The sequence below is a fragment of the Streptomyces sp. NPDC043908 genome, from assembly GCF_056435525.1.
The window spans coordinates 739,254-760,456 of sequence record NZ_JBWKEI010000001.1 but is presented as its reverse complement, the minus strand read 5'-3'; the positions used below and the strand labels follow the sequence as shown (position 1 = coordinate 760,456).

General features: G+C 69.5%; 19 protein-coding genes. 1 reads left to right on the top strand and 18 read right to left on the bottom strand.

Annotated elements, in window-relative coordinates; all coding sequences use genetic code 11:
• Window positions 1-52: 52 nt before the first annotated feature.
• From AC069K_RS03545 to AC069K_RS03500, 10 genes are all read right to left on the bottom strand, one after another.
• The gene (locus AC069K_RS03545) at window positions 53-796 is read right to left on the bottom strand and encodes an alpha/beta fold hydrolase (RefSeq protein ID WP_478611728.1); all 744 of its coding nucleotides are present in this window, start codon (window positions 794-796) and stop codon (window positions 53-55) included.
• A 153-nt stretch (window positions 797-949) separates the two neighbouring features.
• Window positions 950-1,687 carry a GPR1/FUN34/YaaH family transporter gene (locus AC069K_RS03540; RefSeq protein WP_365110995.1) on the bottom strand — a complete coding sequence of 246 codons (738 nt, stop codon included), beginning with the start codon at window positions 1,685-1,687 and terminating at the stop codon, window positions 950-952.
• Window positions 1,688-1,703: 16 nt separating this feature from the next.
• Window positions 1,704-3,590, bottom strand: a complete 1,887-nt coding sequence (locus AC069K_RS03535) for an amidohydrolase (RefSeq protein ID WP_478611725.1) — start codon at window positions 3,588-3,590, stop codon at window positions 1,704-1,706.
• Window positions 3,587-4,540 carry an alpha/beta hydrolase gene (locus tag AC069K_RS03530; RefSeq protein WP_478611723.1) on the bottom strand — a complete coding sequence of 318 codons (954 nt, stop codon included), beginning with the start codon at window positions 4,538-4,540 and terminating at the stop codon, window positions 3,587-3,589. Before AC069K_RS03530 ends, AC069K_RS03535 begins: the two co-directional genes overlap by 4 nt.
• A gap of 112 nt (window positions 4,541-4,652) precedes the next feature.
• Window positions 4,653-5,231, bottom strand: a complete 579-nt coding sequence (locus AC069K_RS03525) for a Dps family protein (protein WP_478611721.1) — start codon at window positions 5,229-5,231, stop codon at window positions 4,653-4,655.
• A gap of 111 nt (window positions 5,232-5,342) precedes the next feature.
• On the bottom strand, window positions 5,343-5,867 hold the full coding sequence (locus AC069K_RS03520) for a DoxX family protein (protein WP_478611719.1): 525 nt from the start codon (window positions 5,865-5,867) through the stop codon (window positions 5,343-5,345).
• A gap of 5 nt (window positions 5,868-5,872) precedes the next feature.
• The gene (locus tag AC069K_RS03515; RefSeq protein WP_478611717.1) at window positions 5,873-6,535 is read right to left on the bottom strand and encodes a hydrolase; all 663 of its coding nucleotides are present in this window, start codon (window positions 6,533-6,535) and stop codon (window positions 5,873-5,875) included.
• Between the two features lie 719 nt (window positions 6,536-7,254).
• The gene (locus AC069K_RS03510; RefSeq protein WP_358835555.1) at window positions 7,255-7,986 is read right to left on the bottom strand and encodes a DUF7873 family protein; all 732 of its coding nucleotides are present in this window, start codon (window positions 7,984-7,986) and stop codon (window positions 7,255-7,257) included.
• Window positions 7,987-8,137: 151 nt separating this feature from the next.
• Complete coding sequence (locus AC069K_RS03505) at window positions 8,138-9,523, bottom strand: endonuclease/exonuclease/phosphatase family protein (RefSeq protein ID WP_478611715.1); 1,386 nt, start codon at window positions 9,521-9,523, stop codon at window positions 8,138-8,140.
• Window positions 9,524-9,775: 252 nt separating this feature from the next.
• Window positions 9,776-9,976, bottom strand: a complete 201-nt coding sequence (locus tag AC069K_RS03500) for a DUF5708 family protein (protein ID WP_478611713.1) — start codon at window positions 9,974-9,976, stop codon at window positions 9,776-9,778.
• 319 nt (window positions 9,977-10,295) lie between these two features.
• Between AC069K_RS03500 and AC069K_RS03495 the strand changes: the two genes are divergently transcribed.
• Window positions 10,296-10,949, top strand: coding sequence for a hypothetical protein (locus AC069K_RS03495; RefSeq protein ID WP_478611711.1), 654 nt, complete (start codon window positions 10,296-10,298; stop codon window positions 10,947-10,949).
• Window positions 10,950-11,093: 144 nt separating this feature from the next.
• Here AC069K_RS03495 and AC069K_RS03490 read toward each other — a convergent pair whose 3' ends face one another.
• The 8 genes from AC069K_RS03490 to AC069K_RS03455 form a co-directional block, all read right to left on the bottom strand.
• A complete protein-coding gene (locus AC069K_RS03490) occupies window positions 11,094-11,288 on the bottom strand; it encodes a hypothetical protein (protein WP_365111017.1) in 195 nt (64 codons plus the stop codon).
• A gap of 104 nt (window positions 11,289-11,392) precedes the next feature.
• The gene (locus tag AC069K_RS03485) at window positions 11,393-11,524 is read right to left on the bottom strand and encodes a hypothetical protein (RefSeq protein ID WP_358835152.1); all 132 of its coding nucleotides are present in this window, start codon (window positions 11,522-11,524) and stop codon (window positions 11,393-11,395) included.
• A gap of 50 nt (window positions 11,525-11,574) precedes the next feature.
• A complete protein-coding gene (locus AC069K_RS03480; RefSeq protein WP_478611707.1) occupies window positions 11,575-14,991 on the bottom strand; it encodes an RHS repeat-associated core domain-containing protein in 3,417 nt (1,138 codons plus the stop codon).
• A 422-nt stretch (window positions 14,992-15,413) separates the two neighbouring features.
• Entirely contained in the window at window positions 15,414-16,277 is an 864-nt protein-coding gene (locus AC069K_RS03475) for an SAM-dependent methyltransferase (RefSeq protein WP_478611705.1), read from the bottom strand.
• 293 nt (window positions 16,278-16,570) lie between these two features.
• Window positions 16,571-17,014, bottom strand: a complete 444-nt coding sequence (locus tag AC069K_RS03470; protein WP_478611703.1) for a TraR/DksA family transcriptional regulator — start codon at window positions 17,012-17,014, stop codon at window positions 16,571-16,573.
• Between the two features lie 191 nt (window positions 17,015-17,205).
• Complete coding sequence (locus AC069K_RS03465) at window positions 17,206-18,123, bottom strand: helix-turn-helix domain-containing protein (RefSeq protein WP_478611701.1); 918 nt, start codon at window positions 18,121-18,123, stop codon at window positions 17,206-17,208.
• Between the two features lie 245 nt (window positions 18,124-18,368).
• Window positions 18,369-19,538: an ARPP-2 domain-containing protein gene (locus tag AC069K_RS03460; RefSeq protein WP_478611699.1), complete on the bottom strand. Its 1,170-nt coding sequence runs from the start codon at window positions 19,536-19,538 to the stop codon at window positions 18,369-18,371.
• On the bottom strand, window positions 19,535-20,986 hold the full coding sequence (locus tag AC069K_RS03455) for a hypothetical protein (protein ID WP_478611697.1): 1,452 nt from the start codon (window positions 20,984-20,986) through the stop codon (window positions 19,535-19,537). The genes AC069K_RS03460 and AC069K_RS03455 overlap by 4 nt, the downstream gene beginning before the upstream one ends.
• Window positions 20,987-21,203 lie beyond the last annotated feature (217 nt).

Genomic DNA, 21,203 nt, shown 5'->3' with positions numbered 1-21,203 from the left:
TCTCGGGGGCGATCAGAAGCTACCAGCGCTCGAACAATATCGACTAATCGTTCTAGTCGGCCTGATCCGGCCCCGGGGCGGTGGACCGGATCGCGTCCTGGATCAGCTCCACCACGGCCTTGGGGTGGGCAAGCATGACCAGGTGGGAGGAGTCGACTTCGACGGTGGTCATGCCGGCGCGCTCGTAGCCGTAGCGCTCCACATCGGGGTTGATCGTGTGGTCGCGGGAGGCCACCAGACCCCACGAGGGCTTGGTCTTCCACGCGGCGACGGGCGCCGCCTCGGTGAAGGCGCGTACGGCCAGGGGGCGCTGCGAGACGGCGAGCACCGCGGCCAGGCCGGGGTCGACGTCCGCGGCGAACAGGGCGGGGAACCGGTCGACCGCCACCGAGACGTCGGTCCCCGTCTCCGCGGAGCCGGCCACCGGGAACGGGGTGTAGACGAGCGCGTCGGCGAGGCCGGAGTCGGGGAAGCGGCCCTGCAGCTCACCCAGGCTCTCGCCCTCCTCCAGCGCGTATCCCGCCACGTACACCAGTGCACGGACATTGTCCTGCGTCCCGGCGAGGGTGATGACGGCGCCGCCGTAGGAGTGCCCCACCAGGATCACGGGGCCGTCGATGGCACGGATCACCGAGGCGATGTACGCGGCGTCGTCGACGAGGCCGCGGTTGGGCACCGCCGGGGCCACCACCTCCAGGCCGGCGGCGCTGAGTTCGGGGATGACGCGGGCGAAGCTGGAGGCGTCGGCGAAGGCGCCGTGGACCAGGACGACGGTGGGATGGTCGTGTCGGGACATGCGGGAACTCCTCAGGTTGGGGAAGGGGTTGTGGGGTGTGTCAGAGACCGAAGCGGGCACGGTGCCCCTCGGGCCGGTCCGGCACCTGCGGTGCCAGGGGTATTCCTGTGCCGTCACGGTTGCTGTCACTGTGTGCGGTGGTGGTGGGTGCGGTCACAGCGTGCGGCGTACGCCCGCCTGGCGTTCGAGGTTGCGCAGTTGGACGCCCAGGTCGCCTTCGACCGCGAGGTGGGCGGGGCCGCTGCGGCCGATGGGCAGGACCTGCTCGCTGCGCATGTCCTCCAGCATCAGGGCGAACGCCGTGTACATCGCGACGAGCGCCACCAGGAGGCCCAGCGCACCCGACGTGCGGGTCAGCCACTCGGCGCCCGTGATGCCCGCGAGGCCGGTGGCCGCCCAGCGGGGCAGGGAGACCGCGAGGACGAACCACAGCGCGCGCTTGGGCCGGGTCACGGCGGTCATCAGCGCCCCGAAGCACAGGAGCGCCAGGTTGAACACGCCCAGGACCTGAAGGCCGTCGTCCGCACCGGTGAGCATGACGAGCGAGTAGGGCAGCCAGCTGCCGGCGAACACCGCCATCAGCGTCGCCGCGATCACGTCCCGAGCGCCGAAGGCGAGGACGCTCACCAGGAGCTGAAGGACGAAGGCCGGCAGGACGGTGTAGGCGACGGCGGGGCGCGCCGCCTCGTCGAAGAACCCGAGCTGGAGACAGCCCGTCATCACGGAAGCGATGGCGATCGTGAAGAAGCCGAGCGGCATGGGTGAGGCGATGGGGCGCAGGGTGATCCGGGTCATCGACCGGAGGTCCGGCTCGAAACGGCGCCCCGGGACAGCGTCCGGCGGTGACGCCGGGCTGTCGCCGCCTTCGGCTGCGGGGGAGGCTGCGGTCATCGGGTGGATCTCTCTTTCAGTGATCGAAGCAGGGGTCGACGAAGGACGGCGTCGTCTCGGGAGCGGAGCCGCGCGCCACGCGCCAGCGGCGGTGCTGCTCGGATTCGGCGACGGCCTCGGCCACGGCCGATGCCTGGAGGGCGCCGCTCTGGTAGCCGCCGAAGTGGGCCACCGGGCTCCACTGCGGGCTGACCGGCGGGACGGCCTCGTCGAGCCCCTCGTACTCCGCACTCGCCCAGACGATCCGGCCGCCGACGACGGTGAGCACGGACTCGATGCCGGGGATGACGTCCTCGGGCACGGTGAGGTAGTCGTCGGACAGGATCGCGAGGTCGCCGTAGCAGCCCTCGCGCAGGGTTCCCTTGACGTCCTGCTCGCCCGTGAGCTGCGCTCCGCCACGGGTGTACAGACCGAGGGCGGTCTCCCGGTCGATCAGGTTCCCGGCCGGGTAGAGCGCCGTGCCGCCGACGGTGCGCCCGGTCACGAGCCAGTGGAGTGCCACCCACGGGTTGTACGAGGAGACGCGGGTGGCGTCGGTTCCGGCCGCGACGGTCAGGCCCCGGTCGAGCATGGCCCGGACCGGCGGGGTGTGGGCGGTGGCCTCGGCGCCGTAGCGGTCGAGGAACGCGGCGCCCTGGAAGGACATCCGGTTCTGGACCGAGACGGCGCCGCCGAGGGCGGCGATCCGGTCGAGGCTGTCGGTGGAGACGGTCTCGGCGTGATCGAAGAGCCAGCGGTTGCCGCCGGGGAACAGCCCTTCGGCCGCGACCTTCTCGAAGACGGCCAGGTCGCGGCGGATCGTCTCGTCGTATGTGGCGTGGAGCCGAAAGCCCCAGCCGTTCTCCATCAGCAGCCGGACCGCCTTCTCGAACTCGGCCTCGTACCCCTCCGCGAGCGCGGGACGGGGCTCGGAGAAGTTCTCGAAGTCGGCGGCCGCCCAGGTCAGGTTCTCGCCCGCGCCGTTGAGGCGGAGCCATTCGTCCCCGTCCCCCGGCTTGACCATCTCGGTCCAGCGCTTCAGGTCGGCGAGTTCCTGCCCGGCCGTCTGAGGAAAGAGGTGGTAGGCGATCCGCAGGGTCAGCTCCCCCGACCTGGCGAGGTCGACGACCGTGGCGTAGTTGTCGGGGAAGTTCTGGAACCCGCCGGCGGCGTCGACCGCGGACGTCAGACCGAAACGGTTCAGCTCACGAAGGAAGTGACGTGTCGATGTCCGCTTGTCGGCCTCGTCGAGAGCCGGTGCCTTGGCCAGGGTCGAGTACAGGACCAGAGCGCTGGGAGCGGCGAGCAGGACGCCGTTGGGTTCGCCGTCCCGCCCCCGGACGATCTGTCCGCCGCGGGGGTCGGGGGTGTCGCGCGTGAAACCGGCTGCCCGCACCGCGGCCCGGTTCATCAGCGCCGCCTGGTACAGATGCAGGACGAAGACCGGGGTGTCGGGGGCGGCGGCGTTCAGCTCGGCGACGGTCGGCATCCTGCGCTCGGCGAACTGCTCGGCGGTCCAGCCGCCCACCACCCGGATCCACTGGCCCTTGGGGGTGCGGCCGGCCTGCTCGCGCAGCATCGCCAGGGCGTGCCGCAGGGTTCGTACGCCGTCCCAGCGCAGCTCCAGGACGTAGTTCAGGCCGCCCCGGATGACATGCAGGTGCGAGTCGTTCAGGCCGGGGATCACCCGGCGGCCGAGGGCGTCGACGACCTTCGTCCCCGGCCCGACGAGGTGGGCGAGGTCATGGTCGTCACCGAGGGCCGCGACCCGGCCGTCGCGGATGGCGACGGCACGAGCCTCGGGACGGTCCGGGTCACCGGTGAACACTTTGGCGTTGCGCACCAAGAGGTCGGCGTGCCCGGGCTGCCTCTGCGGAGCAGGGACAAGTCCCGCCACCGGCATGCTCGTTGACAACCCGCTCATGCGAAGGCCTTGCGCAGGGTGGCGGTGGCGACACCGATGGCGAGTTCCGCGCCCTGCGTCTCACGCAGGGCGTTCAGCATCACGAAGTCGTGGATGACACCCTGCACGCGCAGGGCGGTGACGGGTACGCCGGCCTCGCGGAGCTTCGCCGCGTACGCCTCGCCCTCGTCGCACAGGACGTCGGCTTCGGCGGTGATGAGCAGGGCCGGCGGCAGACCGGTGAGCTGGCCGAGGGAGGCGCGCAGCGGGGAGGCGGTGATCTGGGCGCGCTCGGCGTCGTCGGTCGTGTACTGGTCCCAGAACCACTTCATGGCGTCGCGGCGCAGGAAGTAGCCCTCACCGAACCGGTGATACGAGTCGGTGTCGAAGCGCGCGTCCGTGACCGGGTAGAAGAGGACCTGCTGGACGAGCGTGACATCGCCGCGCTGCTTGGCCATGAGGGTGAGGGCGGCGCTCATGTTGCCGCCGACCGAGTCACCCGCGACGGCGATCCGCGTGCCGTCGAGGTCCTTGTGGTGGCCCTCGCGGGCGACCCACTGGGCGACGCTGTAGTTCTGCTCGATCGCGACGGGATAGCGCGCCTCGGGCGAGAGGTCGTACTCGGGGAACACCACGGCCGCCCGGCTGCCGACGGCGAGTTCGCGGACAAGCCGGTCGTGGGTGTGGGCGCTGCCGAAGACCCAGCCGGCGCCGTGGATGTAGAGGATGACGGGAAGGGGTCCGGTGGCGCCGCTCGGGCGCACGATCCGGGCACGGACGTCCCCGGCGGCGCCACCGTGGACGGTGATCCACTCCTCATCCACGGCGGGCAGGGAAACACCCGCGCCGCTCTGGACGTCGTCCACGGCCTTGCGGCCCTCGGCGACGGGGATCTGGTAGAGGTAGGGCGGCTGAGCGGTCGCCTCGGCGAAGGCCTGGGCGGCGGGTTCGAGGACCGGACGGTTCTTCATGAGGGGGTTCTCCTTCTGGGGCTGGACAAGAGGGGGTGCGGTCGAAGGTTCAGCTCGGCGTCGGCCTCGTCGGCCGGTCCGCCCCCGACCACGTGGACGTCGTACGTGTCCGTCAGCCGCGCACCAAAGGCGTGTCCACGAGGTGCTCGGCCAGGAACCACACCTGCGCCTCGCCGGTGCGGACGACATCCGAGACGAGAAGGTCGGCGCTGCCCTCGTCGCCCTCTGCGGAGAGCCGGGCGGCGGCGTCCCGGGAGTCGATCAGGATCCGCTCGTGCGCGTCGAGGAGCCGCGACAGCATGACGGGCACCGGCTCGACGCCGTCCGGCGGACGGGGGATCGCCGTCAGCTCCGCGACATGGCGCGGGTCCCCGACGGCGACGCCGCCCAGACTCTGGACCCGCTCGGCCAACGCGTCCACGATGGCCAGTTGCGCCTCCGCATGCTTGTCCAGCATCAGGTGGAGCGAGTAGAAGGTCGCCCCGCGCATGAGCCAGTGGTGCTTCTTGTAGAGCGAGTAGAGGATCTGCGTGTCGGCAAGGACGCGGTTCAGCCGCTGGCAGCCGTACATGCGGGTGTCGTGGCCGAGGCCGATCGGCAACTGCTTGAGCGTGCCGAACGCCTGGGTCTCGGCACCCTTCTGATGCAGCAGCGGTTGGCCGCCGCCGGACGGGGGCGTGAGGGTGTCCATCGAGTGCTCCTGAGGAGGAAGAGAGGGGGAAGGTCCGGCCGCCCGGCCGGAGGTACACGGGCGGCCGAACCGGTTCAGCGCGGCAGGTGTTGAGCGTTTGGCGCGCGCTCATCACCTGCCGGCGGCGACGTGCGGGGCAGCCGAGGCCGCCGGGGCCTGCTGGTGCAGGACGAGCCGCGTGAGGAGTCCGCTGCCGAGACCGGCCACGAGCGCGAGGGCGGCCCACCACAGCGGGTAGGGCGTGAGACCGAGGGCCGAGTCCAGGGACCAGGCGCCGGGGCCGGTGGCGGCGAGGGCGGTGGCGGTGCCGATGAGGACGAGCGGGTACTCGTATCCGTCGTTCTGCACCCAGAGCCCGTGGCGCCATTTCACGGTGAGCGCGACCGTCATGACCCCGCTGACGCCGGTCGCGGCGAGCGGGGTCAGCAGGCCGGCGGCGAGCAGCAGGCCCGAGCCGATCTGACCACAACCCGCCGCCAGGGCGGTGAGGGCACCGCCGCGGAAACCGTCGGCGCGGAACTCCTCGGTACCGCCCGCCAGTCCCTTGCCGCCCAGGTGTGAGCTGACCTTCTGCACACCGTGGCCGGCGACGAGCAGCCCCACCAGCAGACGCAGGATCAGAATGCCGGTGTCCACAGGGGTCAGCCGGCCGCGTGCGCGCCGATGACGCTCTGTGCGTACACGACGCCCAGGCCGTACGCACCGGCGTGGGCCTTGACGATCTCCATGACCGCGCCGTACGACTCCTGCCGCGCCCAGTCGCGCTGCAGCTCCAGAAGGACCTGGACCCAGGTCACGGGCACCGCACCGGCGGCGATCATCCGCTGTAGGGCGTGCTCGTGGGCGGCCGGGCTGACGCCGCCGGAGGCGTCGCTCACGACGTACACCTCATACCCCTGCTCCAGCGCCGAGAGCGCGGGCAGCACCAGGCAGACCTCGGTCCACAGACCCGACAGGATGATCTTCTTGCGCCCGGTCGCCTTGACCGCCGCGACGAGCGCCTCGTCCTCCCAGGCGTTCATGGTGGTCCGGTCGATGACCTCGTGCTGGGGGAACACCTCGGTGAGCTGCGGCAGCAGGGGGCCGGAGAACGACTCGGCGGCGACCGTGGTCAGAACTGTCGGTACGGCAAAGGCCTGAGCGGCCTTGGCAAGGCCCACGGTGCTGTTGATGATCGCGGCACGGTCGCCGCTGCCGGTGCCGAAGAACATCTGCGGCTGGTGGTCGACGAACAGCATGACCGCGTTGTCGGGCGTGAGCAGGTCCGAACTGGGCGCAGCATGAACGGTGTTGATGTCAAACATGAGAGGTCCTTTCGCAACCATCGGCAGCGTGCCCGCCGCACCCGCGGCTCGGCACTGCTTCAAGCTACGAGCGACCCGACCGCCCTCGTTGCCCTCCTACGCCCAGGAAATGGCACGACAGCGCACAACCGGTCAGGCCTGCGCCTTCACCGGGCCGCGAGGCACACAAAGGAGCCCCCTGTGGCAGTCCCGGCCCGCACGGCGGGACCTGGCCGCCTTCCTCATCGACCACGTGTCACGGAAGGACGATCATTCCCCGCCCCACCGCAGCCTGACCACCTAACCCGGTCACCCTTCCCGGTCACCGCACAAGCTGCGGGCCGGAACGTGACGGAGCCCGGGAGCATGTCCAGCTCCCGGGCTCCAGCTTGCCACCCATTTGCGCACACCGACGGCGTTTAAGAACCGCGGGTCATGTTGAGATCGACGTGTTCTGCCTTTGAACTACAGCGCCACGAAAGAGGCGCCGGGGGGACTTGAACCCCCATCCGTCGATGTTCGCCCACGCTCGGTCGATCCGGTGTTCGGCGGCGAATACTGAGACTGGAGCGAGAATCTGAGTTTCATGGGGCCGCCTCTGCCAGGCTTGGGCCACCCCCGCGCGCAGTGCGGAGGGAGGGATTCGAACCCCCAACTGACACCCCTTCATCAGCTTCAACATCAGTTTCAGCTTGCGCTCATCGCGCACCCTCCGCTCGCGACGGAGGGCGTGTGTGGGGCTACCGGAAGAGGTAGCCGAATACGGCGTCGCCGACCCGCTGGTCGGTGACCTCCGTGTTGTTCGCCTCCTCGCGGGCGAACTTGACGGCCTGCTGGAGCTTCTCGACGCGGTCGAGGAGCTCGTTGACCCGCCGGGCGGGCAGCGCGCCGGAGAACTTCACCGTGGTCCAGTAACCGACCGGAACGTCCTCGTAGTACACCTCGACCTGCGCCGGGTGCTTCTCCGTGGCCTCGGCCTTCACGTGGTTGCGCGGAACCTTCTTCGTACGGATGGTCCGGACCGGGTCCGTCTTCCACGAGTCCGTCGAGGGGTCCAGGTTCCACGACTCCGAGGCGTCGAGAACCGGCAGCTTGCGCACGAAGGTGTGCAGGTCGGTGAGTTGCTTCTCCAGGAACAACAGGTACGGGACGGGCACCTGAGGCAACAGCACCGCACCGTCGACCACCACGTCCGCGGCCGCGGACCGGTTCGCCCAGTCCTTCGTCGCGGTCACGTCGAAGAGCCGCGTCAGCGTCCCGGCGGTCGCCCGCAGAGCGTCCTCAGCCTTGATCTGCACCCGCGTGGACTCGGGCGGCAGCTGCTCGCCCTCCTCGTCCTTGGGCTGGTAGGTCCGGGAGATACCGGCCAGCAGGGCGGGCTTCTGCACGTCCTGGTGAGCTTGGGTGAGCTCCTGGAGAGCCTTGGACTTGACACCCTTTTCGACTGCGATGATCTGATTCAGCTTCGGCACACAACGAACCTAACAGCCCCGCGCCGCGCGCACATCCGATTAAACGCCTGCTCCGTTTGCACGCCCGCCCCAGCGCGTCCGGCCGAGAGCGCGGGGGCGGCACGTGGGAGGCGGCGCCCGGGGGCACGCAGGGCGGCTGTGATCCGCGCCTTCAGGAAAACGTGAGCGTGCCCCACATCGCCCGGTGGTCGGAGGAACCGGTATCCGCCGCGACACCGCAGCCGGTCCAACTGCCCCCGCCGAACAGGTAATCGATCTTGCTGCTGCCCGCCGTCGGCCGGTTCGGTGTCGCCGAGTGCGCGTCGCACTCCTCATAGGCGTCGTACAGCGTGGCCGGTACGCCTGTTGCGGGCGCGGCGTTCAAATCACCGCCGAGCAGCGGGCGGTAGCCGGGCAGGGATGCCGCCTGGCGCAGGGTTTGTGCCTGCTGGGGCTGGAAGGTGCGGTCGGGGTCGTCATAGCCGGGGCCGCCCGTGCTGAAGTGCGCGGCGCACACCTCGGCCGCCCAGGAGACCACCGTGGCGCACAGTGCGGCGCGCTGTTCGGCGCCCGGCGGGGAAGGCAGTTCGACTGCCCGGTACCAGGTGTTCTCCTCCGGCACGGCCAGCGCCACGCCGTACGCTCCCCGGTCCGCTCCCGAGGCGTCCGGTCGGCAGTTCTTCTGCGCCTTGACCTTCGTGCCGGGCACCTCGTACTGGACGGGCGCGAACCGTACGTCCCAGCCGCCGCCGAGCTGCGTCTCCAGCGCCAGCTCCACCGGCTTGGCGAATTTCTCGCAGAACTCTTCAAGCATGATCACATCGGGGTGTCCCGCCGTCTTCGCCCGGGCCACGATCTGGTCCGCCAACGGGCCCGCCGCCGTGTGATAGAAGCCGCAGGCGTTGTTGTTGTCAGCGCACACATTCCAGGTCAGTGCCTTGATCGCGCGCAGGGGCACGGCCGGCGGCGGCGAGGGTTCGGCGGGAGCGGCGACGGCCACCAGACGGAAGAGCTCCCACGAGGCCACCGCCGAGGCACGGGCCTGGAGCAGCCCGTCGCCATTCGCCGAGGCATCGGCCTTCACATAGCGCTCCTGGGAGCCGTCGTGGTAGCGCAGGGCGTACACATCGGCGCCCGCCTGCGGCTGTGGCACGAGTTCCAGCTTCTCCCACCCGGCGGGAGGGCCGTCGGTGCGGGCCCGCAGTTTGCCGTAGCGGCCCTCGGCTCCGGCGCCGAACTCCGCCGTCACGTACCGGCCGTTGGCCTGCGACCGCATGGAGACCGTCGCTCCCTTGGCCGTGTTGTCGGTGTGCAAGGTGAACTGCTCGGTGACACCGGGGGTGCCTGCCCGCGCGTGGAGCTCGTCGCCGCCGGCCGCCTCCACCGAGACGTACTTGGCGGTGGCGAGCGAAAACAGCTGCCACTGCTGGCCGGCCGACTTCGAGGTGTTGGGCAGCGGTGGCACGGCCGCCGTGGCGGGCACGCCGAGCAGGGCGTGCAGAAGCACCCCGATCAGCGTGGCAGCCAGCAGCCGCAGCAGGCGCAGACGATTCTTCATACGGGGAGGATAGGGAATGCCTGATGTGGACCTGCCAGGGATGCCGCGTTCTCGCCGTCGGGCCACCGCGTCCCTCAGGGCACTCTCCGAGCAGGGGACCGGCCGCGTTCCCGGCAGCCGGCCGCTTCCGCACACGCCCTCGCCGGCCCGCGAAGACGTGCACGGCTCCGGCACCCACCGCAAGTTCGACGCCGAGCCCGCCCACCTCGTGCTGGGACCCGCACCCCGTCCTGCGGCCGCCAAGGCTCACGACTATTCCGTCGACTTGCCGGTCGTCCTCGCTGCCTGGACGAGACCCATGAGTAGCAGACCGCCGCCGATGACCATCATGACCACCCCCACCTTGGTGAGGGTGAAGACCGGGATCTCGACTCCATCGGTGAACAGCTTCAAGGCCAGGCCGATGAGCAGGGTCACAGATCCTTCGGTGAGGTTCTTGGAGGCAGGGCTCACTGCTGGACTCCTTGTCTGGCAGAGGCACACCACGCTTGCGTGGGTGCGGGGAAACGGGGGTCAGTCTCACCTTAGGAAGGGCGAGGTGGGCTGCCCGTCAGCCCTCTGAACGATCTTGCGCTGCATCGTTCGATGTACGGCGGCGAGGTGTCGCCCCTGCGCCGGCCGAGGGTGCGCTATGACGGCCCTTCAGAGGGTCGGCCTCTGGCAACCGCAGTGTGCTCAGCCCGGTTGCCTTCCGCCCTTCACTCTCCGCTCTACCCGCGGCACGTTCCGTACGCCATAGTGGAACGAGGGGAGTCGAGCAGGGGGGATCTTCATGATCGAGCAGGCATACGTAAACGCTGCCGACCAGACCACACCGACGGTCCAGGACATCAGGGATCGGATCTCGCAGGCGGTGGACGCGACGACGGGTTCCGCCCGAGATCGCCTCACGTGCTGGTTGCAGATTCCGGTCGACTCCATGTTCACGAGGATGATCGACAGTGATTGCCAAGGGCGGGCTCGAAGGGTAGGCGCGCTGTTGAGCCCTGAAACAGGGCTGTATGTGCCCTCGGACCTGTCGACGCCGTTCGAGATCGAGGGCAAGTGGGCCGCTATCGAGGAAGCGGTGAAGGCTGGTCGTGCCGTCTTCGTCAACGGCCCGACCGAACACGTGGGTGGGAGCGCGAGCAAGTTCACCACCGGCTTTCACGTGATCGTCTTCCTGGCCGTCGGGCAGGAGCTCTCTGGACGCCGCTACTATCTCGGCTTCGACCCGGACGTCAGCGCCACGGCGGAGTCCCGGAGGATGTGGCAACCGCTGGTCCTCGGGGAAACCGAGAAGAAGGTGGGGACGTTCGATGACGCGAAGAGCGTTCGGATCATCAAAGCCATGATCCTCGGCGATGCGCAGGACGGATTCGGCCCGCTGGTCCGCAAGTACTACGTCGAGACGGACAAGGCCTTCCCCAAGATCAGTCGCGTCTGAGCGGCGAAGGCCCTACGTCGGCCCGAGGACGACCTGGCCGCGAAGGCCAAGGTGCTTGAGGTGTTCCAGCAACTCATCGGCCCTGCGGGCGGGACGCCACCGTCCCACCCCTTCCGATACGGCAGGCACGGCCGCGCAGCACCCTCAGCCGATGACCCCGACCGCGTACAGCAGTCCCGCCACGGCGATCAGGGCGCCGATGAGGCGGAAGGCCGCCACGTTGGACGCGGTGAAGGTTCGCTTCGCGCTCCGGGTGCCGCCGGTGGTGGCCAGACGGGGGGCGAACAGGGCGAAGACGAGCCCCAGGGCCAGCAGGAAGAGTCCCACGAGTATGTGCATCGGCACACCGTTCCGGAGTCAGAAGGAGGGAGGAGGGATGAGCGAGGGGTGAGGAGGAGGGAAGATGAGGGTGGGCGGCCCCGACGGGGCCGCCCACCCGGTGTTCAGCGGCGCTTGTTCCGCATACGGACGGCCAGGAAGATCGCGACGAGTACCGCCACCGCCACGAAGGCGTAGGGGAACCAGGACGGGCCGTCCGGCCGGTTGCCCTGAGCCAGCGTCACCAGGTCGTTCATCGCGTCACTCTCCTGTTCAGAACGTGTACTTCTTACGTCTGCCTACTTCTTCAGAACGTGTACTTCGCGCTCGCCGAGCACTTTCCGGTGCTGCCGCCGGTGCCCACGCCCTCCGAGCCGTCCGTGGCGACGGACAGCTCCGCGGGACCGAAGCCGCAGGCCACCTCGCCGGTCAGGCCGCTGTCGGCGCTGCCCGAGGCGAGGCTCGCGTCGGCGCTGGCACCGGGAGATCCGACGCCCACGGAGAGGTAGGGGTGGACACTGCCGTCCTCGTTGACGCTGACGCCCCCGCCCAGGCACAGCACGTCGCAGGCCTCGATGCCGAGGTCGAGGGAGAGCAGTCCGCGCGGGTCGATCCGGTTGACCGGGTCGCCCTCCGCGTACAGGTAGGGGTTCTTCTCCTGGCCGGACGGGTCGGGCTGGGTGAAGCGGCCGATGTTCGGGTCGTAGTAGCGGGCACCGAGGTGGTAGAGACCGGTCGGGTCCTGGTGACCGCCGGCGAAGCGGTAGGGCTGCGGCGCCGCCTCCACCGTGCTGCGCGAGACGCCGCGCGGGCTGTAGGTGTAGGTGTTGACCTTGGCGCCGGACTGGTCGGCCAGGCCGATCACCGAACCGAGCGCGTCGGTCAGGTAGTAGTAGGCCTTGCCCCCGGTCGTCATGGAGTTCAGGGTGCCCCCGGGCTCCCGGTTGAATCCCGTGTCGACGCCGCCGGTCGTCTCCGCCGACAGGCCCAACGGTCCGTTGTGGAAGAGGGTTTGGCCCAGCTTGGTGCGCTCGGACTGGTCGGTCGAGGCGTACTGCCCGGCGTAGGTCGTGCCGGCGACGGCGATCGACTTCAGCTGCGAGTAGTCCGACCACTGCTCGGCGGTGCGGGTGGACTCCGGGGTGGCGGCACCGGCGGTCTCGTTGCCGGCCTTGTCGTAGGACCAGTTGATGGTGGAGCCGTTCTTGCCGGTGATCTGCTGGGCGTCGTTCACGGTGTAGGTGGTGCCGCGCGGGCAGCCCGGGTCGACGCCCTGCGAGGTCAGGTTGCCGGCGAGGTCGTAACAGTACTGCCAGGAGGCGTTGAGGGTGCTGCCCTTCTCCTCCTTGGCGTAGGAGAAGCGGCCCGCCACGTCATAGGTGTAGGACGTCTTCAGCCCGGCCAGGACGTCCGTCGCGGTGCGGATCTTCGAGCCGTCGGTTGCGCCCCCGGTGCCGTAGCCATAGGTGTAGGTCAGATGGGTGAGGGTGCCCTTGGGCGAGGTCGTCTTGATGGTGGTGGGCCGACCCGACTTGTCCACGTCCACGCTCTGCACGGTGTTGCCGGGATAGGTGGTGCTGGTCCGGGCGTCGTTGTTGTTGTACCCGTAGGTCGTCCTGCGGCCCGCCTGGTCCTTCAGCTCCGTCAGCCGGTTGGCAGCGTCCCAGGTGTAGTCGACGACGCCCGAGGGGTCGGTGTAGGTGTCGACGTTGCCGTCGGCGGTGTACGCCAGGACCGTCTGCGACCCGTCGGGCAGGGTCCGGATCGTCTCCCGGGACAGCGCGTCGAACTGGTAGGTCTGGACCCCGGTGCGGTCGGTGCGCGAGGTCAGGTTGCCGTCGCCGTCGTAGACGTACACGACGGTGTCGTAGCTGCCGGTGTCGACCTTGGTGACCCGGTCGCGGTTGTCATAGGTGTAGAGCGTGGTGACGCCCCGGCCGTCTTTGGAGCTGGTGACCCGGCCCAGCGCGTCGTAGCGGTAGGTCACCTTGCCGATCTGCGCGGGCGGGGTCACCGCGTCCAGGTTGCCCAGGGCGTCGTAGTGGAACGACGTCACCGAGTTCTGGGTGCCGCTCATCTTGGTGGTGGTCTTGCAGCGCTGGCCCTGGAAGCCGCCGCAGGTGGGGGTGGCGGGGTTGTAGTCGATGGTCGCCGAGCCGCCGCCGGTGCCGCTCTGCGCCACGGAGGTGGTGTTGCCGGCGGCGTCGTACGCGTAGTCCGTCTTCTCACCGTCGGCCGAGGTGGCCGTGGCGGGCACGTCCCGGCCGGCCTTCGTCGACCAACCGGCCACCGTCGAGGTGGCGCCCGTGGGCAGCTTGGCCGAGGTGGGGTTGCCGCGGGTGTCCCAGCCGTAGGTGGTGACGTTGCCGCCCTCGCTGCCGACCCCCATCGCGTCCGTCGCGGTCTGCGTCAGATGACCCTTGTACGTCTTGGACCGCTCGTGGCCGAGCGCGTCGATGACCTTCGTGACCTCGGCATCGCCGTTGTGCTGGAACTTCGTGGTGTGCAGCAGCGGGTCGGTCACGGTCGTGGTGCCCGCCGCCAGACGGCTGGTCGCGTCGTAGGAGTACGTGTACGTGGGGGCGTCGCCGCCGGAGCCGCCGAGTTCGACGAAGCGGCGCATCGAGGTGACGCGGTTGGCGGAGTCGTAGGTGAATACCATCGCCCGGGACTCGGGCGTCGTCACCTTGATCAGACGCCCGTCCTCGTCGTAACCGTAGGTGGTGGAGTTGTCCTCCGGGTCCCAGGACCGTATGAGGTGGCCACTGGTGGCGTCGGTCTCGTAGCGCACCGTCCGGCCGCTGTTGTCCTTCGCGGTCCACAGCGTGGCGCTGGTCCGGACGAGGTCGATGGTGCGCCCGGAGCGCGTCTCGGCCAGCTTGAACCCGGCGGGGCGGCCGTCCGCGTCCTTGTTGGCGGTGACGGTGATGGTCCCCTTGTTGCGGTCGGTGACCTTGGTCAGGGTGCCGTCGGCTCCGTAGGTGTCCTGGGAGCCGGACTTGCGGTCGGTGAGGGTGTAGGTGCCGTCGCCGTTCTTCTTGAGGTCCTTGTCGTAACCGTCCGGGGTGGCGAGCGTCCCGTCGGCGTTCTTCGTGAACTCCACGGTCGCACCGGAGGAGTCGTACCAGATCACCTCGTCGGTGAACGAGGTCTGGAGCCGGCGCTCGTACCCGGTCCACCAGGGGCCGTCGACCTCGCCGTAGGGCCCGTCGAAGGAGTTGTAGGTGCGGGTGAGCTGGAGGGAGTCGCCCACGCCCGCGATGTCGAAGTCGGTGGCGGCCAGCATCAGGTTGCCGGTCGAGTAGTCGATGCGCCCCACGAGTGCGTCGGTGATGCGGAAGTCGAAGATCTGGTGCCAGGGCACGTCACCCTGCCCCGTGGGGACGTAGACCATCGTGGAGGAGGAGGTGGCGCCCGCCGTGGGCGAGGCCTGCGGCTCACCCCGCAGCCTGGCCTTCTCCCGGACCTCCCACTGGCGCTTGCCGGGATCGGGTACCGCCTTGCGCTGGTTCTTGGGGGGCTTGTTGGCCCCCACCTTCACCGCGGGCATGGTGGCCCGCGCCTTGCTCTGCCCCCACACCGAGACCGGTGCGGGTGTCGGCCCGGCGGCCACCGCGGGCAGCGCGGACGCGCCGATACCCAGAACGGCGACGGATGCGATCAGCGATCTTCTCGCTGTCGTACGGGCATGCCGAAGAGGCATGCCGAAGGCACGCGGACGCATGATGTTCTCCCCGTGAGACATGTCGTCCCAGTGGCCCCACTGGCCACCGGGAGCGCACACATTCGCACAGGACCCTCACAGAACGGCGGCCCGTTCCCCGGAAGTTCGCACACAAGCGCTCAGGAACCGGTCCCTCCTCTTCGGCGGACTCCCCGGCCGGAAATCGGACACGCACGGATGTTCCCACCTCGGACGTACGTTCCCTACGCCTCCGCCGCGCGGATACGGACGATGGACATTGGCTGGAAATCAACGGTGTCGACCGGGTGTTGACGAGGAGGTCTGGACGGTGACGTGGAGGTTCTTTGGCGGCGCGGTTCAGGACTCTTCCCCCCCCCGGCCGCGCAGGCGGCGCCTCGCCGCGCCGCATCGAGACCTCCGCAGAGGGAATTCAGAGAGGTACCTTCATCAGAGAGGTACCTTCAGCCAGCCGGGGCGGCATCCGCACGCTTTGTCAGCGTTCCGGTCGCCACCCAACAGGCCGGCAGACGGGAGACAGTGCGGCCGTGCCCGATGCGGGGGTCGGCTCCGCTGTAGACCTCCGCATGCCAACCGTGGCCTGCCAGCCACGACTGCAAGTCGTCCCGGGCGGACCGCCAGCGGGCACCCTGCGACGCGAGCCGTTCGCGGGAGGGCTTGCCCTCGTCCGCCAGCATCACCGCCGCCAGCTGCTCCAGCATGATCCGACTGCCCGGAGCGGACAGCGCGGAGAGTGCGGAGAGCAGGGCATCCCCTTCTTCGTCGGAGAGGTACATCAGCAGACCTTCCACCAGCCAGGCGGTCGGTCGGCCGGGGTCGAAGCCCGCTTCGCGCAGTGCGTATGGCCAGTTGGCGGTCAAGTCCGCGGCCACTCCGTGTCGTTCGCACGTGGCGGCCAGCTGCGAGTTGGCGATCAGCGCGTCCTTGAAGGCCGTCATGTCCGGCAGATCGAGCTCGTACCACTGTGTTCCGGGTGGGCAGTCCAACCGGAGGGTCCGTCCATCCACTCCAGCAGCCAGAGTGACCACTTGCCGGATTCCGGCGCGCATGGCGCTGAGCAGCTCGTCGTCGAAGAACCGGGTGCGTACCGCGAAGTACGTAGGGTATTCGCGCGTGCTGAGGCTCGCCCGGGTGACCATGTCGGACACTTCGGTGAAGGACTGGTCCTCGGCGATGGCCCTCAACAGCTCGTCGGCGAACGGGTCGTGGAACAGGGCGTCGGGTCGCTGGCTCTCCATCTGTCGCGTCCAGGCGACGACCAACGCCGTCTGCCCGACGCCTTCGGGGAACTTCAGACCATCGATCATCGAGTTTCTCCCGAGTGAGGGGGTGGGGACGGTGGGTGGAGTTCGTGCTTCCGCCCTGGGATGGGTGCCGGAGAAGTGCCGGCACATCAATGCCCAGGCGCGTATCGGTGCGACCCTCCGCAACGGGCGAGGAACTCACGCGCCGACGCGATTATCACTGGTTTGAGTCCCCGCGAGCACCAACTCCGCCGTATCCAGGGGCTTTTGCCATCGCAGACACCAGCCTGGTCCCGGACACGACGGATACGGGAGGGACTGACAGGCACCCATCGGCGTCAGGGGCTTGGCGGCCATCACTGGCCCGTGCGCGCACAGCCGACACAGCGGGTCGCCGCCGGACGGATCTCCAGACGCTCGGGCGGAATCGTCCCGCCGCAGACTTCGCACCGCCCGTACTGTCCGCTTTCCAGCCGTTCCAGGGCGCGGTCCAGCTCTTCCAGGTGCTCGCGCGCCGCAGCCATCAGGGAAGCCACGTGAGCCCGCTCGAAGGCCGTGGTGCCCCCTTCGGGGTCGTGCTCGTCGTCGACCGCGATCAGGGCGTTCGCCGCGACGATACCGTCGAAGTCACGGCTGAGCGCGGCGGCCCGCGCGAGCGTATCGGCGCGGTCCGCAGCGAGGCGTTCCCGTACGGCAAAGGACCCGGGCTCGGGCTCGGGCTCGGGCTCGGGCTCGGGCTCGGGCTCGGGCTCGGGCTCGGGCTCGGGCTCGGCAGGACGGTAACGGGAGGTATCACCCATACTTCGACAACGCCAGGACGAAGTCGTCGATTCCCCCTGTCACCGGCGCCACCCGGCTGTCTCCACACGGGGCGCTATTCACGCAGGTGGGGGGTGTCGGCACACACGCGCGCCGCAGCCGCGTGGCGCGCACCGCAGCACCGTGTCGTCACGCTGTCGGAGGATCCGACTGCCGGCACCGGGAGCTGCCCTCAGGGACGGGCGGCTGCGCGATGTTCGCCGGGGGTGATCCCGTACACGTTCCGGAACGCACGGCCGAAAGCGGTGGCGCTGGCGAAACCCCAGCGGGCCGCGATGGCCTCGATCGTGTGGTGGCGCGACTCGGGGCGGGCCAGCTCTGCGTGGCAGCGGGCCAGTCGGCGGCGGCGGATCAATTCGGCGACACTCACCGGCTGGTCGCGAAAGAGTGTGTAAAGGCCGCGCAGGGACATGTTGTGCCGGTCGGCGATGGCTTGAGGCGTCAGCTCGCGGTCGTGGAGGTTGTCGTCGATGAACTGGAGGACACGCTGGAGCATCGCCTGGGCGTGCGCCTCGGCCGGTGTCCGAAGCGGCTGCTCGCCCTGGGACTGGGTGCCGAGTCTTTGTGCCAGGCAAGCGGTGGCAAGGTCGAGGGCGACTGAGCCCAGGTGGCGCAGCTCGTCGGGTTCGCACCGGGGGCCGTGGTGGTGCAAGGAGTGCAGGAAGTCGGCGAGGATCTTGGCCATGCCTCCGCCGGTTCCCGCAGGCGCGGGGCCCGGCTGTGCGAGGATGCGGTCCACCCTGTCGGGCCGTAGGGGCAGGACCGTGCGAGGGATTTGTAGCACGATCGCCTCGACCGCCCCGTAGTCGCTGAAGCCGATGTTCTCCATCGGACGTGAGGTGTCCGTCAAGACGAGGCCACCCGCCACCACGGACGCATTGCGCAACCGGGAGATGTTGAAAGCGCCTTGCGTGGCAAGGGCCAGTTGATACGAGCCGGGATCCTCCCGCCGGACCGGGGTCGCCATCCGGCGTGAGCACACCCGTGAGAACGCGACCGATGCAACCCTCACCGGGCCGAGATCCAGTCCGGTGTACTGGGCGTGGGCGTCTGACGTGCGCTGAGTGCTGGGCGGTGTGGACGTCAGCACGCTCGGCACCATCTCACAGAACCAGCCCGACCCGTCGGCCGACGTCCTGGTGTCGGCAGAGACCGCGGACCGCCCCATGGCATCCCCCCTTGCTCGCGGCGCGACACCGCCCGGCTGACCACCGGCGGGCGCGCATCCACACTTCCGCACTTGCACTGGAAGCAAAGATCGTCTGCCAGGCATCAACCCCGTTGCGGGGCCCGGCATTCCACCCGCTCGGGGCGACACCCTCGACCGTTCACCGGTCACCGGTCGCGCGGTGCTCGTCCCGTACGGGTTCGTGCTTGCTTGCGGTATCCGTCCAGCACGTCCCGGCGCAGCAGGAATCGGAAGCCGGCGGACTCCAGGCGCAGACCCAGCTGGGCCTCGTCGATGCCCAGGCCCACCGCCGCGTCCGCCAGGTGCCAGTCATGGGCGGCAAGCACGCTCAGCAGGTGACCCCGTCGGACCTGGGTCTCCGACAGACGGAAGGTCTTGAGGTAGGCGATCCTGCCGCTGGCGTCGGTGATGGCTTCGCCGATGTGGTTCTCCTGCTTGGGGCGGAACTCCGGCAGGAAGCGGCAAAGCGTGAAGCCTCCCATCCGGTAGACCGTCTGCCAGGTGTACGCGGATTCCAGCAAACCGATTGCCATGGTCGTGTCGTGGAAGTGCGTCCACGCCCGCTCCTGTTCGGCGACGGCCGTACGCAGGTCGGCGAGGGAGCGGATCCGCGCGTCGGGGATACGGGCACGGAAGTCCCCCACCGGCGGCATCAGCGTGGCGTAGTGGTGGATCAGTTCACCGTACAGGTCCTGGACGAGCGTGGCGTGGAGCGCACGGTAGTCGTCCGGGTGAGGGACCACGAACGCGGCGGCCGGCGCGTCGGCGACGTAGAGCAGCACACCGCACTGGCCGGGGTGGATCTCGAAGACGCGCAGGGCGTCCGTGAGCCCGCGTACCTCACCGCCCACGTAGGCTTCCTCGACGCGCGGCGAGAGTCCTTGGCGGAGCGCGCGCTGTGACCACTCCTCCCAGGCCACGGACGGACCGCCGAAGTGCAGGGCCAGATAGCCTTCCAGCGCCAGGTGCAGGGGCAGGAACCGCAGCCGGTCCTTGGCCTGGCGGCGGGCCATCCGGTGGTGGAAGCGAAGGCCCATGGTGGCGGCCGGGGCCGCGTTGCCGTCGGCGGACAGATGGGTGCCGTAGGCGGCTGCGGGCGTGCCGTCCTCGGTCCACGAAGCAACGAATCCGTGCGGGATGTAGGACGTATAGGTCCCGCGCGCACCGAGGTCCACCAGTCCGGCCCCAGCTCCGTAGAGCTGCGCGCCCAGACGCAGGCCGTGGACGGGCTCGTCGCGTACGAGCGGCACCAGTCGCACGGCATTCCACACCTGGGAAGGGCGAGGAGTCAGCCCGTTCAGGTTCAAGGTGGTCATCGCGCCTCCTCCTGGGGGTGTGCCTGCGTCATGCGGGCCGCGCGGGTGTCCATGTACGCGATCAGTTCGGCCAGACCGGTACGGCCCTCCGCGAACTGGGCCAGTTCCACAAGGGCGGGAAGGTCCTCGGCGTCGCGGATGCCCGCGGTGGGCACCGTCGGTGACAGTCGGCGTACGTCGAAGTCGGCGGCGTCGTAGACGGGGTTGAGATGCACGATGCTGGTGCGGCGTTCGGAGTCGAGCCGGGTCCGCCAGATACGCAGCACCTCGGCGGCCAGGCCGGGAGGGGCGTTGTCCCAGCCGTCGGAGACGATCACCAACCGGGTCGGGGCGGTGTCCAGTGCGTCCAGGATGCGCCGTCCCACCGGCGACGGCCCGTACGGGTAGGTCAGCAGCGCATCCGTCCGACCGGACGTCCACAGCGCGATGTAGTCATCGGCAAGAGCCGCGAGCAGATAGTGGCAGGCCAGAGCCACGGCCAGGGGCCGACGACGCTTGTGCGCCGATCCGGAAGTGGAGAAGCTGTCGTCCAGGGCGGCGGTGACCTTCCCCCAGCTCCCCCGGTGGGAGCCGGCCACCCGGGCGGCGGCCGACTCCAGAGCACGGCTCAGCTCGGCACGCCGACGCCCGCGCTCCTCGAGCGGCAGCGACAGCACATACGTCGCCAGGCGGGTGAGCGGCATCCTCGCCAGATCCGCCTGCACCCCGGTGATCTCGCGAGCCCGCGCGGACTCCTGGAGCCGCAAGGTCTCCAGGCGCGTCAGCCGCGGAGTTATGCGCTCCAGGAAGACGTTCCGGGGGATGCCGTGCTTGGCGGCGAAGCCCTCGGCGACCGTATAGGGCAGCTCATAGAGGGCGGACTGCTCGTAGTGGGCACGGCGCCACGTCTCCAACAGGGGTGTCGCATAGTGCGCGTGGGCCGCCGGCGCGAACATGAACGTCCCCAGCTCTTCGGTGCCAGGGGTCAGGTGCGCATGACGAAGGGCTCGTTTGAGGCTGCCGCGGTACTTCACGGCATCGAACGCCAGGTCCTGGCGGGCGGAGAGCCAGTCACGCATGATCGCGCGGGTGCGTCGGTTGTTCACCTTGGCCCGGCGCAGGGCGTCGAACAGTTTGTAGACGCGTTGGGGCGGCATCCGCGCGAGGCGCGATGCGATGAGGCGGCCCTCGCTGCGGCGCTGGTCGGCCGTGGCCTCACCAGGGGTCTCCAGCAGCCCTCGGATGATGAGGACGGCGTTGTGGTCGTTGATGTCGAGCGCGAGGACCCCGGCATACAGGTCGCGGTAGTTCCCCAGCATGTACGCGTGGAGGAAGTCCAGGGACAGCCGCTGCCGGTCCGCGTCGCTGTGGAACTCACGCTGGCCGGTGGAGGTGATCGCCGCGTTGACGAAGAGCAGCACATCATCGGCTGCGACGAGGTCCCCGTACGACTCCGAGTCCATTCGCATCCTTCCCCCAGGAGTGCTGATGCCGGCCGGGGAAGGGGAGCACGAGCAGCGAATCATTGCTTTATAGGCAGGTTCCGGAAGTCGCACTGGAGTCCCGCGGCCGGCCCCCGAACCGTAACAGGCCAGGCCACACGCCCTCCACCGACTTATCCGTCGACTGACGCGGGCCGCAGCCCCTCAGCGGTGCGGGCCCCAGCCGGTGCGGGCCCCTGCCGGA

Bases quoted from the DNA above. Each gene is read 5' to 3' on its own strand.
- AC069K_RS03545 (WP_478611728.1), bottom strand. From the start codon at position 796: ATGTCCCGACACGACCATCCCACCGTCGTCCTGGTCCACGGCGCCTTC.
- AC069K_RS03540 (WP_365110995.1), bottom strand. From the start codon at position 1,687: ATGACCGCAGCCTCCCCCGCAGCCGAAGGCGGCGACAGCCCGGCGTCA.
- AC069K_RS03535 (WP_478611725.1), bottom strand. From the start codon at position 3,590: ATGAGCGGGTTGTCAACGAGCATGCCGGTGGCGGGACTTGTCCCTGCT.
- AC069K_RS03530 (WP_478611723.1), bottom strand. From the start codon at position 4,540: ATGAAGAACCGTCCGGTCCTCGAACCCGCCGCCCAGGCCTTCGCCGAG.
- AC069K_RS03525 (WP_478611721.1), bottom strand. From the start codon at position 5,231: ATGGACACCCTCACGCCCCCGTCCGGCGGCGGCCAACCGCTGCTGCAT.
- AC069K_RS03515 (WP_478611717.1), bottom strand. From the start codon at position 6,535: ATGTTTGACATCAACACCGTTCATGCTGCGCCCAGTTCGGACCTGCTC.
- AC069K_RS03505 (WP_478611715.1), bottom strand. From the start codon at position 9,523: ATGAAGAATCGTCTGCGCCTGCTGCGGCTGCTGGCTGCCACGCTGATC.
- AC069K_RS03495 (WP_478611711.1), top strand. From the start codon at position 10,296: ATGATCGAGCAGGCATACGTAAACGCTGCCGACCAGACCACACCGACG.
- AC069K_RS03490 (WP_365111017.1), bottom strand. From the start codon at position 11,288: ATGCACATACTCGTGGGACTCTTCCTGCTGGCCCTGGGGCTCGTCTTC.
- AC069K_RS03485 (WP_358835152.1), bottom strand. From the start codon at position 11,524: ATGAACGACCTGGTGACGCTGGCTCAGGGCAACCGGCCGGACGGCCCG.
- AC069K_RS03480 (WP_478611707.1), bottom strand. From the start codon at position 14,991: ATGCGTCCGCGTGCCTTCGGCATGCCTCTTCGGCATGCCCGTACGACA.
- AC069K_RS03475 (WP_478611705.1), bottom strand. From the start codon at position 16,277: ATGATCGATGGTCTGAAGTTCCCCGAAGGCGTCGGGCAGACGGCGTTG.
- AC069K_RS03470 (WP_478611703.1), bottom strand. From the start codon at position 17,014: ATGGGTGATACCTCCCGTTACCGTCCTGCCGAGCCCGAGCCCGAGCCC.
- AC069K_RS03460 (WP_478611699.1), bottom strand. From the start codon at position 19,538: ATGACCACCTTGAACCTGAACGGGCTGACTCCTCGCCCTTCCCAGGTG.
- AC069K_RS03455 (WP_478611697.1), bottom strand. From the start codon at position 20,986: ATGCGAATGGACTCGGAGTCGTACGGGGACCTCGTCGCAGCCGATGAT.